The sequence below is a fragment of the Enterobacter sp. BNK-13 genome (genome assembly GCF_048685015.1).
In the GTDB taxonomy this organism is placed as follows: Bacteria; Pseudomonadota; Gammaproteobacteria; order Enterobacterales; family Enterobacteriaceae; genus Enterobacter; species Enterobacter quasiroggenkampii.
Genome location: NZ_JBLQTP010000001.1, coordinates 1,059,914 through 1,072,419, shown reverse-complemented (window position 1 = coordinate 1,072,419; position 12,506 = coordinate 1,059,914). Strand labels below are relative to the sequence as shown.

At 58.3% G+C, this 12,506-nt stretch carries 13 protein-coding genes; 8 read left to right on the top strand and 5 right to left on the bottom strand.

All coding sequences use genetic code 11. From position 1 onward, the window contains the following. Positions 1 to 113: 113 nt before the first annotated feature. Positions 114 to 884: an SDR family NAD(P)-dependent oxidoreductase gene (locus ACMGGQ_RS05060; protein WP_420289668.1), complete on the top strand. Its 771-nt coding sequence runs from the start codon at positions 114 to 116 to the stop codon at positions 882 to 884. Here the strand turns inward: ACMGGQ_RS05060 and ACMGGQ_RS05055 are convergent. Continuing rightward, complete coding sequence (locus tag ACMGGQ_RS05055) at positions 881 to 1,426, bottom strand: TetR/AcrR family transcriptional regulator (RefSeq protein ID WP_045908446.1); 546 nt, start codon at positions 1,424 to 1,426, stop codon at positions 881 to 883. The genes ACMGGQ_RS05060 and ACMGGQ_RS05055 overlap by 4 nt on opposite strands. An 81-nt stretch (positions 1,427 to 1,507) precedes the next feature. Between ACMGGQ_RS05055 and ACMGGQ_RS05050 the strand changes: the two genes are divergently transcribed. After that, the gene (locus ACMGGQ_RS05050; RefSeq protein ID WP_048222198.1) at positions 1,508 to 2,722 is read left to right on the top strand and encodes an MFS transporter; all 1,215 of its coding nucleotides are present in this window, start codon (positions 1,508 to 1,510) and stop codon (positions 2,720 to 2,722) included. Then, on the top strand, positions 2,712 to 3,524 hold the full coding sequence (locus ACMGGQ_RS05045) for a Cof-type HAD-IIB family hydrolase (protein WP_048027076.1): 813 nt from the start codon (positions 2,712 to 2,714) through the stop codon (positions 3,522 to 3,524). The genes ACMGGQ_RS05050 and ACMGGQ_RS05045 overlap by 11 nt, the downstream gene beginning before the upstream one ends. A 58-nt stretch (positions 3,525 to 3,582) precedes the next feature. On the opposite strand, the gene ACMGGQ_RS05040 is transcribed toward ACMGGQ_RS05045, so the two are convergent. After that, positions 3,583 to 4,815, bottom strand: a complete 1,233-nt coding sequence (locus ACMGGQ_RS05040; RefSeq protein ID WP_008503430.1) for an MFS transporter — start codon at positions 4,813 to 4,815, stop codon at positions 3,583 to 3,585. A 168-nt stretch (positions 4,816 to 4,983) separates the two neighbouring features. Between ACMGGQ_RS05040 and ACMGGQ_RS05035 the strand changes: the two genes are divergently transcribed. The 3 genes from ACMGGQ_RS05035 to deoR all read left to right on the top strand — a co-directional run bounded on the left by ACMGGQ_RS05035 (position 4,984) and on the right by deoR (position 7,154). Next, complete coding sequence (locus tag ACMGGQ_RS05035) at positions 4,984 to 5,712, top strand: phosphatase PAP2 family protein (RefSeq protein WP_045908450.1); 729 nt, start codon at positions 4,984 to 4,986, stop codon at positions 5,710 to 5,712. Between the two features lie 7 nt (positions 5,713 to 5,719). Beyond that, positions 5,720 to 6,328, top strand: a complete 609-nt coding sequence (gene ybjG, locus ACMGGQ_RS05030; RefSeq protein WP_045908451.1) for an undecaprenyl-diphosphate phosphatase — start codon at positions 5,720 to 5,722, stop codon at positions 6,326 to 6,328. Positions 6,329 to 6,395: 67 nt separating this feature from the next. Further along, positions 6,396 to 7,154: a DNA-binding transcriptional repressor DeoR gene (gene deoR, locus ACMGGQ_RS05025; RefSeq protein WP_045908452.1), complete on the top strand. Its 759-nt coding sequence runs from the start codon at positions 6,396 to 6,398 to the stop codon at positions 7,152 to 7,154. 87 nt (positions 7,155 to 7,241) lie between these two features. Here deoR and dacC read toward each other — a convergent pair whose 3' ends face one another. Continuing rightward, positions 7,242 to 8,447, bottom strand: coding sequence for a serine-type D-Ala-D-Ala carboxypeptidase (gene dacC / locus ACMGGQ_RS05020; RefSeq protein WP_008501207.1), 1,206 nt, complete (start codon positions 8,445 to 8,447; stop codon positions 7,242 to 7,244). 241 nt (positions 8,448 to 8,688) lie between these two features. Here dacC and ACMGGQ_RS05015 point away from each other — a divergent pair, with 241 nt between their 5' ends. Beyond that, positions 8,689 to 9,315, top strand: coding sequence for a glutathione S-transferase family protein (locus tag ACMGGQ_RS05015; RefSeq protein WP_023326978.1), 627 nt, complete (start codon positions 8,689 to 8,691; stop codon positions 9,313 to 9,315). Here the strand turns inward: ACMGGQ_RS05015 and ACMGGQ_RS05010 are convergent, their stop codons facing one another. Together ACMGGQ_RS05010 and bssR are read right to left on the bottom strand one after the other, a co-directional pair. Next, positions 9,316 to 10,434: a PQQ-dependent sugar dehydrogenase gene (locus ACMGGQ_RS05010; RefSeq protein WP_420289667.1), complete on the bottom strand. Its 1,119-nt coding sequence runs from the start codon at positions 10,432 to 10,434 to the stop codon at positions 9,316 to 9,318. A gap of 106 nt (positions 10,435 to 10,540) precedes the next feature. Further along, complete coding sequence (gene bssR / locus ACMGGQ_RS05005) at positions 10,541 to 10,924, bottom strand: biofilm formation regulator BssR (protein ID WP_024908680.1); 384 nt, start codon at positions 10,922 to 10,924, stop codon at positions 10,541 to 10,543. Positions 10,925 to 11,140: 216 nt separating this feature from the next. On the opposite strand from bssR, the gene rimO reads away from it, so the two are divergent. Then, positions 11,141 to 12,466 carry a 30S ribosomal protein S12 methylthiotransferase RimO gene (rimO, locus tag ACMGGQ_RS05000; protein ID WP_008501203.1) on the top strand — a complete coding sequence of 442 codons (1,326 nt, stop codon included), beginning with the start codon at positions 11,141 to 11,143 and terminating at the stop codon, positions 12,464 to 12,466. The last annotated feature ends 40 nt before the right edge of the window (positions 12,467 to 12,506 follow it).

Below are 12,506 nucleotides of genomic sequence, written 5' to 3'. Positions count from 1 at the left end.
TGATAATGGCACGGTAAGATCTGCCAACCGCATACCCCGCCCAACGGCTGAGTTGCATCCGCCGAAACCCGGCACATACTTTTGAGGGTTAAGTCTGGTGAGGGTATGCAGGCATGGGTCTTAAAAACAAAACCGCCGTCATCTTCGGCGGCAGCGGCGCCATCGGCAGCGCTGCGGCACACGCTCTTGCGCGTGAAGGCTCGGAGGTGTATCTCGCCGCACGCACCCACGCCAGGCTGGAGCAGGCCGCCAGCAGCATTCGCGCCGCGGGCGGTTCTGCCAGCACGTTTGTTTTCGATGCGCTTGAGGAGTCCTCGCCGCTCCCCGACCTTGCCCGCATTGATATCGTCGTCAACGCCACGGGCTTTATGCACGATCAGGGCAAACGTCTTGAGGCATTAACGCTCGGCGAATTCCGTCAGGGCTTCGACCCTTTCCTGGCCGCGTACTTTAACATTGCGAAAGCCGTGTCATCCCGCATGGGCGGCGAGCATGGCGGGACCATAATTACCGTCGTCGCCCCCGCCGCAAACATGGCGATGGCGGGCCACCTCGGGCACATCGTCGGCTGCGCGGGAACGGAAGCCTTTACCCGGGCGCTTGCGGCGGAACTGGGGACTCAAAATATTCGTGTGCTGTGTCTGCGCTCGCACGCAATAGCCGACGCGGTGCAGGCGGGTTCGTATGTGGGGGCCATTTTCGCCGCCAAGGCGCAGGCGATGGGGATAACGGTCGGGCAGTTTCTCGGCGGCGCCGCGCAAAGCACCCTGACGCATCGCCTGCCGACGCTAGCGCAGGTAGCAGACACGATTGCGTTTCTGGCTTCAGATGCGGCCAGCGCCATCACGGGAACCACCGTCAACATGACCGCCGGCGCAACCTAGCTCTCGCCCGCAATCCTGCCCACCATGGCCCGGATCTCTTCGCGGGTTAAGGGCGTCCGGTCAGTGACATAGTGCAGCGTCATCCCTTCGATAAACGCATCCAGCGCGCGGGTGGTAACCGGGTCGAACCACTGCTCCAGCGTGGTCTGGCTCATCTTCATCCAGTCCTGCATCACCGTTTTGAGCGCCGCGCTGCGGTGCATAAAGGCGTAAAGCTGATACATCAGCGCCATGTTGTGCGGCGTGGTCACCTGCGAGCTGTGGATCAGGGTAGTGATGGATTCGCACGCCATTTCCGGCCCGGTGACGCCCGCAAAGAAATCCCGGTACTGCTGCGACATCTGGCGGGTAAACCACGTGAAGGCCTCCTCCAGCAGCGGCTCCATACCGTCGAAATAGTAGGTCATCGACCCCAGCGGCACGCCCGCGCAGGTGGCGATTTTACGGTGTGTGACGGCGTGAATACCGTGTTCAGCAATGGTGTCGAGCGTCGCCTGCAGGATTTTCTCCCGGCGATGCGGATCGTTGGGTGGTCTGCTCATCAATTCCTCACCTGGTTTGTGTACAAATGTACACAAACTTGCTAGTGTTGTCGCTATTGTTGTACTTCTGGTGCTACCCCAATGACGCTGACCTCTCCCCGCAAAGCCCTGCAGCTCCGCATGTGGGCGCTGTTTATGTTCTTCTTTATTCCCGGTCTGCTGATGGCCTCCTGGGCCACGCGCACTCCCGCCATTCGCGACATTTTGTCCGTTTCTACCGCGGAAATGGGCATCGTGCTGTTCGGCCTGTCGATAGGCTCCATGAGCGGCATCCTCTGCTCCGCATGGCTGGTGAAGCGCTTCGGTACGCGGGCGGTGATCCGCACCACCATGTGCTTCGCGGTGTTCGGGATGATGGTGCTGAGCGTGGCGCTGTGGTTTGCCTCACCGGTGCTGTTTGCGCTGGGGTTGACGGTGTTTGGCGGCAGCTTCGGCTCGGCGGAAGTGGCGATAAACGTTGAAGGGGCGGCGGTCGAGCGCGAGATGAACAAAACCGTGCTGCCGATGATGCACGGCTTTTACAGCCTCGGCACGCTGGCCGGTGCGGGCGTGGGGATGGCGCTGACGGCCTTCGGCATGACCGCGAATCTGCATATCCTGCTGGCGGCGCTGGTGTGCATTATTCCGATTCTGACCGGCATCCGGGCGATCCCGGACGGCACCGGCAAGAACGCCTCAGATGAACAGCATTCGGCTGAAAAAGGACTGCCCTTCTACCGTGATTATCAGCTGATGCTGATTGGCGTGGTGGTGCTGGCGATGGCGTTCGCGGAAGGGTCCGCCAACGACTGGCTGCCGCTGCTGATGGTGGACGGTCACGGCTTTAGCCCGACCTCCGGCTCGCTGATCTACGCCGGGTTTACGCTGGGAATGACCGTCGGGCGCTTCACCGGCGGCTGGTTTATCGACCGCTACAGCCGCGTGGCGGTGGTGCGCGCCAGCGCCCTGCTCGGCGGGCTGGGTATCGCGATGATTATCTTTGTGGATGTGGACTGGATTGCCGGCGTCTCGGTGATCCTCTGGGGGCTGGGCGCGTCCCTCGGCTTCCCGCTGACCATCTCCGCCGCCAGCGACACCGGCCCGGATGCCCCGACGCGCGTCAGCGTGGTGGCGACAACCGGCTATCTCGCCTTCCTGGTTGGGCCGCCGCTGCTCGGCTTCCTCGGGGAGCACTACGGGCTGCGCAGCGCCATGCTGGTGGTATTAGGGTTGGTGATCGTCGCGGCGCTGGTGGCGCGCGCGGTGGCAAAGCCGGAAACGAAACACACGACACTGGAGAAGGGATATGAGCGTTAAACTGATCGCCGTCGACATGGATGGCACATTCCTGAGTGATGCCAAGACCTACAATCGCCCGCGCTTTCTGGCGCAGTACGCGCGCATGAAGGCGCAAGGCATTCGCTTCGTGGTCGCCAGCGGTAACCAGTACTACCAGCTGATCTCCTTTTTCCCGGAGATTGCGCATGAAATTTCATTCGTCGCCGAAAACGGCGGCTGGGTCGTGAGTGAGGGTGAAGACGTCTTCAACGGTGAACTGTCGAAAGCCCATTTCGAGACCGTCGCGAACGTGTTAAACGACGTGCCGGGCATCGAGATCATCGCCTGCGGGAAGAGCAGCGCCTACACGCTCAAGTGCTATGACGAGGGCTTTAAGGCCATCGCGGCAAAGTACTATCACCGTCTTGAAATGGTCAGCGATTTCGACAACCTGAACGATATTTTCTTCAAGTTTGGGCTTAACGTGTCTGATGATGAAATTCCGCGTATTCAGGCGCTGCTGCATGAAAAACTCAGCGACATCATGGTGCCCGTCACCACTGGTCACGGCAGTATCGACCTGATTATCCCCGGCGTGCATAAAGCCAACGGCCTGAGGATCCTGCAACAGCGCTGGGGGATAGAGAACAGCGACGTGGTGGCCTTCGGCGACAGCGGCAACGACGTGGAGATGCTGCGCCAGTCAGGGTTCAGCTTTGCGATGGCGAATGCCAGACCACATATCAAAGCGGCGGCGCGTTTTGAAGCGCCGCATAATAACGAGGAAGGCGTGCTGGATGTGATTGAGAAGGTGCTGGATGGGGAAGATCCGTTTAATTGATCGCGTGCGGTCTGGTGCCCTCACCCTGACCCTCTCCCACAGGGAGAGGGAATAAAGATTAAGGTTGCAGGGCGTTTCCGACGCGCTTGTCTTTCAGGAACACCACCATCAGGCCAACCCATAACACACCGTTGGCGAGGTTAAACAGACTGAACAGCCCGTTGCCTCCCATCGCGTAGGCATGCTTGCTCACCTCGATACCGACGGTAAAAATCAGCATCTGCAGCATCCCCATCGCCGCGGAGACCGTGCCTTTACTCATCTCGCTGGCAAACAGCGTCAGGCGCACCAGCCCGGCGTTCGCCACGCCAATCCCGAAGGCGTAAATGCTGAGTCCTGCCGTCATCCACAGATAAGCGTGTGATGACGCAACGGTCGCCACCGCCGCCAGAATCAGCCCGGCTGCAATCGGCCAGCCGCCCATGATAATCAGTGAACGCACGGTGCGGCGTGAGGTCAGACGCGCCAGCACCAGGTTACCGATAATCAGCGCGCCAAAGATCGGTACCTGCAACAGGCCATACTCGTAGCTGCTCAGCTTTTCACCGCTGATGATAATGACCGGTGACTGGGCAATCCACGCCAGCAGCGGCAGGCTAACGAACCCGGTCGCCAGCGCGCCCGCCACAAAGCGGCCATTCTTCAGCACTTCTTTGTAATCCCGCCCCAGCTCTTTCAGCGAGAGTTTCTCGCCGATGCGGGTGGCGGTTTCCGGCATTGCCCGGTGCAGACCAAAGAACGCGATGGCGGCGAGAACCGCAAAGAGCACAAACATCCCTTCCCACGGTGCAACATGCACCCATGCGGCGCCTACCAGCGGCCCGAGCAAGGGAGCGATCAGCGCCACGTTCGCCATCAGCGCGGTAATTTTGATACACACCGCCTCTTCAAACGACTCCTGAATGGCGGCATACCCCACAGCGCCGATAAAGCACAGGCTCACCCCCTGCAGGAAACGCAGCAGGGTAAATTGTTCAATGTTTTGCGCCAGCAGCGTGGCAAGGCAGGTGACGATAAACCACACCACGCCCGTCAGCATCACCGGACGACGGCCAATACGATCCGACAGCGGGCCTAACAGCCACTGCAAAAACATGCCGCCGGCCAGATAGGCGGTCATGGAGGTCGGTACCCACTCGATTCCGGCGTTGTACTGCGCCACCACGGCCAGCATCCCGGGCTGGATCATATCGTTACCGATATAGGTAGAAAATTCGTAGAGCACCAGACACAGAGGGAAAAGCAACGCCTGACGACCCAGACGTGAACCTGAAGAAGAACGGTTTAACATGCAATCTCTTTATAATGACAAAATCGCGACGAGTGTAATGAAATGCCGCAGCCCGAGATAGTGATTTATCGAGGATAAACAGAAATAAAGCACATATCGTCTTCGTTTAAGGTTTCCTTAATTTGACAGATTTATGATAGCCCCATTACTCGTCAACGACCCCAAATTATGGCACTCACCTCCAGTCGTTCAGAATTGTCTAAGTTACAGACAAATAAGACAAAACGCCTTTACCGCTTACCGGCCCGCTTTTATGGTTATCAGCTTTTCATACTGATAGCCCTTGCCGTGGTGTTTACGTGGCTATCGCGCAATGAAGCGCTCGACAGATGGGTAACCGGCTTCTGGTATGACGCGGCGACGCAGAGCTTCCCGCTGCAGAAAGACCACCTGCTGGATCTGCTCAACCATCGTCTGGCGAAGTACATCGCCATCGCCTTAGGCGCCGTGGCGCTGTTTTACGGCGCTTACAAGCGTAACGCAAGGCTGGTGACGGCGGCGCTGCTGATGGGCGTTGGCGCGCTGGTGGTGGGCCTGCTGAAAAGCATGAGCCATCACAGCTGCCCGTGGGACCTGGTGGAATATGGCGGTAAGGCTGTCTCTTATCCCCTGTTCAGCGCCGTTCCTGCTGACAGCGGTCCGGGGCGCTGTTTCCCCGGCGGTCATGCCTCCAGCGGCTTTATGGTGATGGGGCTGTTTTTTGCCTTCTGGCGCGAGCGTCCGCGTCTCGCCTGGAGCTTCGTTGCGCTGGGCGTGGTGTTAGGTCTGGTGATGGGTTATGGCCAGATCATGCGCGGGGCACATTTTTTCTCTCACAACCTGTGGGCTGGGTGGTGGGTCTGGTTTTCTCAGGTGGTGGTCTACGGCCTTGTTTCCACCCGGTTTGCTAAAGAGTGATAACGCTATGCTAGAGAATCTGAATTATCAGCTGTTCTATCTGATCAATGCCACCCCGGCCTCGCCCGAGTGGATGATCGACTTTGCCACCTTTCTGGCAAAAGATCTGATCAGCATCGTGCCCGCGCTGGCCGCCATCCTCTGGCTGTGGGGACCTCGTAGCCAGGTGAAAGCGCAGCGCCAGCTGGTGATCAAAGTGGCGATGGCGCTGGGCGTGAGCGTTCTGGTGAGCTACATTCTGGGCCACGCATTCCCGCACGATCGTCCGTTTGTCGATCACGTGGGCTATACCTTCCTGCACCATGCGCCGGATGACTCTTTCCCGAGCGATCACGGGACGGTGATCTTCACCTTTGCGCTGGCCTTCCTGTTCTGGCATCGCCTGTGGTCAGGTGCGGTGCTGATGGTGGTCGCGGTGGCCATCGCCTGGTCTCGCGTTTATCTGGGCGTCCACTGGCCGCTGGATATGGTGGGCGGCTTCCTGGTGGGGCTGATTGGCTGCGTGAGCGCGGCTATCCTGTGGAGCCTTATCGGTGAGGCGCTCTATAGCGGGCTCTCTACCCTCTATCGCGCCATTTTCGCTATCCCGATCCGCAAAGGCTGGATACGTGACTAACCCCGACCTGACAGGTTACACTTGAACCCCCGCCCTGCGGGGGTTCACTTTTTTATCCCGAGGAACTATGGAAACACGTCGCGATGACCGCATTGCTCAGCTGCTTCAGGCGCTGAAGCGCAGCGATAAGCTGCATCTTAAGGAAGCCGCCAACCTCCTCGGCGTCTCAGAGATGACCATTCGTCGGGATCTGAACAGCGAGCGCGCGCCCGTCGTGCTGCTGGGCGGATACATTGTGCTTGAGCCACGCAGCGCCAGCCATTATCTGATCAGCGACCAGAAGACGCGCCTGGTGGAAGAGAAACGCAAAGCCGCGCGGCTTGCGGCCTCACTGGTACAGCCGCACCAGACGCTGTTTTTTGACTGCGGTACCACCACGCCGTGGATTATCGAAGCCATCGACAGCAGCATCCCTTTCACTGCCGTGTGCTACTCCCTGAACACCTTTCTGGCGCTTCAGGAGAAACCCGAGTGCCGGGTGATCCTCTGCGGCGGTGAGTTTCACGCCAGCAACGCGATCTTTAAGCCGCTCAACCTGCAGGACACGCTCAGCAATCTCTGCCCGGATATCGCGTTTTATTCCGCCGCCGGCGTTAATGTGCGCCAGGGCGCGACCTGCTTTAATCTGGAAGAGCTGCCGGTAAAGCACTGGGCGTTAAGCGCCGCGCAGTATCATGTGCTGGTGGTCGATCACAGCAAGTTTGGTAAGGTACGTTCGGCAAGAATGGGCGAGCTGGCGCAGTTCGATGCCATCGTCAGCGATTGCCGCCCGGACGACGAGATTGTGGCCCACGCGAAGGCGCAGCAGGTGAAGTTGATGTATTGAGGTTATGCCGGGTGGCGGCTTCGCCTTACCCGGCCTACAACGGCTCGAACGTAGGCCGGGTAAGCGCAGCGCCACCCGGCAAAAAAGTTAGCTAAACCAGCTGCCAAACCACCCGTGGAATTTCATCATCACGAAATCCCACATCCTGCTGAAGAAGCCGCCCTCTTCCACCGCTTCCATCACAATCAGCGGACGCTGTTCAATCGACTTACCGTTAAGCTGGAAATCAATCGTCCCGACCACCTGGCCCTTTTTCAGCGGAGCCGTAAGCTGCGGGTCAGTCAGGGTGTAGCTGGCCTTCAGGTTTTTCAGCTGGCCGCGCGGAATGGTCACCGAGCCCGCCTCACCTGCGCCCAGGTTCACTTCGCTCTTGTCACCAAACCAGACGCGCTGGCTGACGAACGTGGCATCCGGCTTAATCGGCGTCACGGTTTCATAGAAGCGGAAGCCCCAGGTCAGCAGTTTTTCGGATTCGTTAAAGCGAATGCGGTCGGTTTTGGTACCCAGCACCACCGAAATCAGGCGCATGTCGCCCTGCGTCGCGGAGGCCACCAGGTTGTAGCCTGCCCCCGCCGTGGTGCCGGTTTTCATCCCGTCCACATTGACGTTGCTGCTCCACAGCAGGCGGTTGCGGTTCGGCTGGCGAATTTTGTTGAAGGTAAACTCTTTCTCTTTGTGGATGGCGTATTCATCCGGCACGTCGTGGATCAGCGCTTTCCCCAGCAGCGCCATGTCGCGTGCGGTGCTGAACTGACCCGGCGCATCCAGACCGTGAACGGTTTTAAAGGTTGTATTGGTCAGGCCCAGCTTTTGCGCGTAGCCATTCATCAAACCAATGAAAGAATCCTGGCTGCCGGCAACGTAATCGGCCAGCGCGATGCACGCATCATTTCCCGACTGAATAATCACCCCTTTATTCAGATCGGAAACGGAAACCTGATCCCCTGGCTTCAGGAACATCACGGAAGAACCCCGCAGCGCCGGGTTGCCGGTCGCCCACGCGTCCTTCCCGATGGTCACCATATCGTCCAGCTTGATCTTGCCCGCTTTCAGCGCCTGCCCCACCACATAGCTGGTCATGATTTTAGTCAGGCTTGCCGGATCGAGTTTCTCATCCGCATTCCCTTCCGCCAGCACTTTACCGCTGGCGTAGTCCATCAGGATCCAGGCGCGCGCATCCACTGGCGGCGCTTCGGGCGCAGCCTGTTCAGCTGCGTAGAGCGTTGGTGCAAACAGGAAAAGAAGCGCAGAGCCTGCCGCCAGGCTGCGCAGAGAAGTCATTTTACGCGTCATAAATGCCACCCGAGTGTCCATTCAAAAATTACGTCACATCACCGTGTCGCAAGAAGCGATGAGTAATAGCGCACTAAAACCGTTAAAGAAACCCAACGAGGGTAAAGTTATTAAAGTTTATGCAATAACATTCAGATACGCTTTGATTAAGACGATTTTTTTGTCTTCTGTTGCGTAATTGTTAGGTTTATCTCACCATGGCGAAAGGCTGACTCGGATTCACATCTCATCGGGAGTAAATATGATTACGCTGTGGGGCAGGAATAATTCGACCAACGTTAAGAAAGTGCTCTGGACGCTGGAAGAGCTGGATTTACCGTTCAATCAAATCATGGCTGGCATGGCGTTCGGCGTGAACAAAGAGGCCGACTATCTGGCCATGAACCCGAACGGCCTGGTGCCGCTGCTGCGCGATGATGAAACAGACGCGACGCTTTGGGAGTCCAACACCATTGTCCGTTACCTCGCCGCGCAGTACGGTCAGGGCCGCCTGTGGGTTGAGAATCCCGCCCGGCGCGCTCAGGGCGAAAAGTGGATGGACTGGGCGAACCAGACGCTGTCCCCGACCCACCGCGTGATCCTGATGGGGCTTATCCGCACGCCGGAAGCTGAACGCGACTATCCCGCAATTCACGCCGCGCAGGATGCCTGCGAAAATCTGTTTGCGATGATGGATGACGAGCTGGCGAAGCACGCCTGGTTCTCCGGCGAGGCGTTCGGCACAGGCGATATCGCCGTGGCACCCTTCGTCTGGAACCTGACCAATATGGGTCTGAAGTGGACGCCGCGCCCTCACCTTGAGCGCTGGCTTAAACAGCTGAGCGATCGCCCGGCTTACCGTAACGTCGTGATGATCCCGGTCACCTGATTACGCGCCGGACGGGCTGACTTTCAACAGTTGCCCGTCCGTCTCGTCGGTCAGGACATACAGATACCCATCCGGCCCCACCCGCACGTCGCGAATACGCTGGTCCCGGTCGCCCAGAATGCGCCCGTCCTCCGTCACCTTGTTTCCCTCCACGCTCAGCACGATCACGTCCTTCTCCTTCAGCGCGCCGATAAACAGCTTGTTTTTCCACTGCGGGAAAGCGTCGCTGTTGTAGAACGCCATGCCGCTCACCGCGGGTGAGACTTTCCAGACGAACAGCGGCTTCTCGGTGCCCTCAACGTGCTCGCCTTCGGCTTCCGGGATTTTCAGGCCGCTGTAGTTAATGCCGTGCGTCGCCAGCGGCCAGCCGTAGTTCTTGCCTTTCTCCGGAATGTTGATCTCATCCCCGCCGCGCGGGCCGTGCTCGTTCAGCCACAGCGTGTCGCTCCAGGGGTTCATCGCCATCCCCTGCGGGTTGCGAATGCCGTAAGACCAGATTTCGGGTCGCGCACCGGGGGTGTTCACGAAGGGGTTATCCGACGGGACTTTCCCGTCTTCGGTGAGGCGCACCACTTTGCCCTGCAATTTATCCAGATCCTGCGCCGTCGGACGCTGATTGTTCTCGCCGAGTCCAATAAAGAGAGAGCCTTTGCCGTCGAACACCAGCCGCCCGCCAAAATGGTTACCGGTTGAGAGTTTCGGCATCTGACGGAACGCCACCTGGAATCCCTCGATGCGGGAATAGTCGTCGCTCAGGCGGCCATAGCCCACCGCCGTTCCGGCTTTGCCGTCATGTCCGGCCTCGGCGTAGCTCAGCCAGACGCGGCGCGACTTCTCAAAATCCGGCGCCAATACCACATCCAGCAATCCTCCCTGACCGTTTGCCCAGACCTTCGGTACGCCGACAATCGGATCGGAGAGCCCTTTTCCGGCCTGCCAGCGTTTGAGCTGACCGCCCTTCAGGGTCACCAGCAGCCCGTCATTATCCGGCAGGAACGCCAGGGACCAGGGGTGATCGAGTCTGTTTTGCAGCACCTCGACCTTCACCGTATCTGGCGCAGCAAGAAGTGAAAACGAAATAAATAACGCAGGCAGGGAAATCAGCGAGGATCGAGGCATAACGCGCTCCTTTATCGGCATATGGCATAAAGATTAGCCACTGCGTCCGGGCGCGTTATCACTTTTACAAAAGCTTAAGCTGAAGGGGGAGTTGCCTCCCCCGGGATCAGTGTTGTTCGAGCTGTTTGTGCTCGTTCAGACACATGATGCATAGAGAGAGCGTTGTCAGGCAGTTTTCAAGCTTCTCCGCGTTTACGGCGATAAAGTTCGGGCAGTCGTGGCGTCCGTTCATCAGACACACCCCTGCGATGGAGAGCACTTCGGCGGCGCGGCGCAGCGCGATTTCTTCGCTTTCACCGCCGTTCGCCTTCAGGGTCGGTGCTTTTTCACGCATGAAATTACACAGTTCAAACAGGTTATCACGCAGATGTTCGCTTTCGCTGACTGACATATACCCTTTTGCCTTCCTCAACTGCAGGTACGCGGCCAGGTCGATTCGGGCGTTGATCAGCTTGTTCAGCAGATCGCGTTTTAGTCTGTCAACGGTCATGCTCTTTCCTCCTCTGTCAGCCATGGTGCATAGTCAGGATAAGTACATTTTTTGTACAGTTTAATGCCTGGGATCAATTTTTATTAACTGATTAACATTATTTACAATGTTACAACCTCGGCCCGACGCATCCGCCTTGCAAAGAGTGTATAAATCCCCCGCGATACGCTGTAAAATCCCGCCCTGATAACTCCATAATTGATGAATTTTTAACCTATGAGCAATGTTACGCACCAGCCGAAAATCGGCTTCGTCTCCCTGGGCTGCCCGAAAAACCTGGTGGATTCAGAACGCATCCTGACCGAACTGCGCACCGAGGGCTATGACGTGGTGCCAAGCTACGACAACGCCGATATGGTGATTGTTAACACCTGCGGGTTTATCGACAGCGCGGTCCAGGAGTCACTGGAAGCCATCGGTGAAGCGCTGACCGAAAACGGCAAAGTGATCGTGACCGGCTGTCTGGGCGCGAAAGAAGACCAGATCCGCGAAGTGCACCCTAAGGTGCTGGAGATCACCGGCCCGCATAGCTACGAGCAGGTGCTGCAACATGTTCATCACTACGTGCCAAAACCAAAACACAACCCGTTCCTGAGCCTGGTGCCGGAACAGGGCGTGAAGCTGACGCCGCGCCACTACGCGTACCTGAAGATTTCCGAAGGCTGTAACCATCGCTGCACCTTCTGCATCATCCCGTCCATGCGTGGCGATCTGGTGAGCCGTCCCATTGGCGAAGTGCTGGCTGAAGCCAAACGTCTGGCCGACGCGGGCGTGAAGGAGCTGCTGGTCATCTCCCAGGATACCTCTGCCTACGGCGTGGACGTGAAGCACCGCTCCGGTTTCCACAATGGCGAGCCGGTGAAAACCAGCATGGTGGGCCTGTGCGAGCAGCTGTCTAAACTCGGTATCTGGACGCGTCTGCACTACGTCTATCCGTACCCGCACGTTGACGACGTCATCCCGCTGATGGCGGAAGGCAAGATTCTGCCGTACCTGGACATCCCGCTGCAGCACGCCAGCCCGCGTATCCTGAAGCTGATGAAGCGCCCTGGCTCCGTTGACCGCCAGCTGGCGCGCATCAAGCAGTGGCGTGAGATCTGCCCGGACCTGACCCTGCGCTCCACCTTTATCGTCGGCTTCCCGGGTGAAACCGAAGAAGACTTCCAGATGCTGCTCGACTTCCTGAAAGAAGCGCGTCTGGACCGTGTCGGTTGCTTCAAGTACAGCCCGGTGGAAGGCGCAACCGCCAACGAGCTGGCGGACCAGGTGCCGGAAGAGGTGAAAGAGGAGCGCTGGAACCGCTTCATGCAGCTGCAGCAGCAGATCTCTGCCGAGCGTTTGCAGGAGAAAGTGGGCCGCGAGATCATGGTTATCATCGACGAAGTGGACGAAGAAGGCGCGATTGGCCGCAGCATGGCGGACGCCCCTGAAATCGACGGTGCGGTGTACCTGAATGGCGAAACCAACGTTAAGCCGGGTGATATTATTCGCGTGAAGGTTGAAAACGCCGACGAATATGACCTGTGGGGTAGCCGGGTTTAATCACCCCACTCCGCTTTTGTAGGCCGGGTAAGGCGTAGCC

What these genes read in the sequence shown, in the direction of transcription:
- ACMGGQ_RS05060 (WP_420289668.1), top strand. Translation starts at nt 114, where the DNA reads ATGGGTCTTAAAAACAAAACCGCCGTCATCTTCGGCGGCAGCGGCGCC.
- ACMGGQ_RS05055 (WP_045908446.1), bottom strand. Translation starts at nt 1,426, where the DNA reads ATGAGCAGACCACCCAACGATCCGCATCGCCGGGAGAAAATCCTGCAG.
- ACMGGQ_RS05050 (WP_048222198.1), top strand. Translation starts at nt 1,508, where the DNA reads ATGACGCTGACCTCTCCCCGCAAAGCCCTGCAGCTCCGCATGTGGGCG.
- ACMGGQ_RS05045 (WP_048027076.1), top strand. Translation starts at nt 2,712, where the DNA reads ATGAGCGTTAAACTGATCGCCGTCGACATGGATGGCACATTCCTGAGT.
- ACMGGQ_RS05040 (WP_008503430.1), bottom strand. Translation starts at nt 4,815, where the DNA reads ATGTTAAACCGTTCTTCTTCAGGTTCACGTCTGGGTCGTCAGGCGTTG.
- ACMGGQ_RS05035 (WP_045908450.1), top strand. Translation starts at nt 4,984, where the DNA reads ATGGCACTCACCTCCAGTCGTTCAGAATTGTCTAAGTTACAGACAAAT.
- ybjG (WP_045908451.1), top strand. Translation starts at nt 5,720, where the DNA reads ATGCTAGAGAATCTGAATTATCAGCTGTTCTATCTGATCAATGCCACC.
- deoR (WP_045908452.1), top strand. Translation starts at nt 6,396, where the DNA reads ATGGAAACACGTCGCGATGACCGCATTGCTCAGCTGCTTCAGGCGCTG.
- dacC (WP_008501207.1), bottom strand. Translation starts at nt 8,447, where the DNA reads ATGACGCGTAAAATGACTTCTCTGCGCAGCCTGGCGGCAGGCTCTGCG.
- ACMGGQ_RS05015 (WP_023326978.1), top strand. Translation starts at nt 8,689, where the DNA reads ATGATTACGCTGTGGGGCAGGAATAATTCGACCAACGTTAAGAAAGTG.
- ACMGGQ_RS05010 (WP_420289667.1), bottom strand. Translation starts at nt 10,434, where the DNA reads ATGCCTCGATCCTCGCTGATTTCCCTGCCTGCGTTATTTATTTCGTTT.
- bssR (WP_024908680.1), bottom strand. Translation starts at nt 10,924, where the DNA reads ATGACCGTTGACAGACTAAAACGCGATCTGCTGAACAAGCTGATCAAC.
- rimO (WP_008501203.1), top strand. Translation starts at nt 11,141, where the DNA reads ATGAGCAATGTTACGCACCAGCCGAAAATCGGCTTCGTCTCCCTGGGC.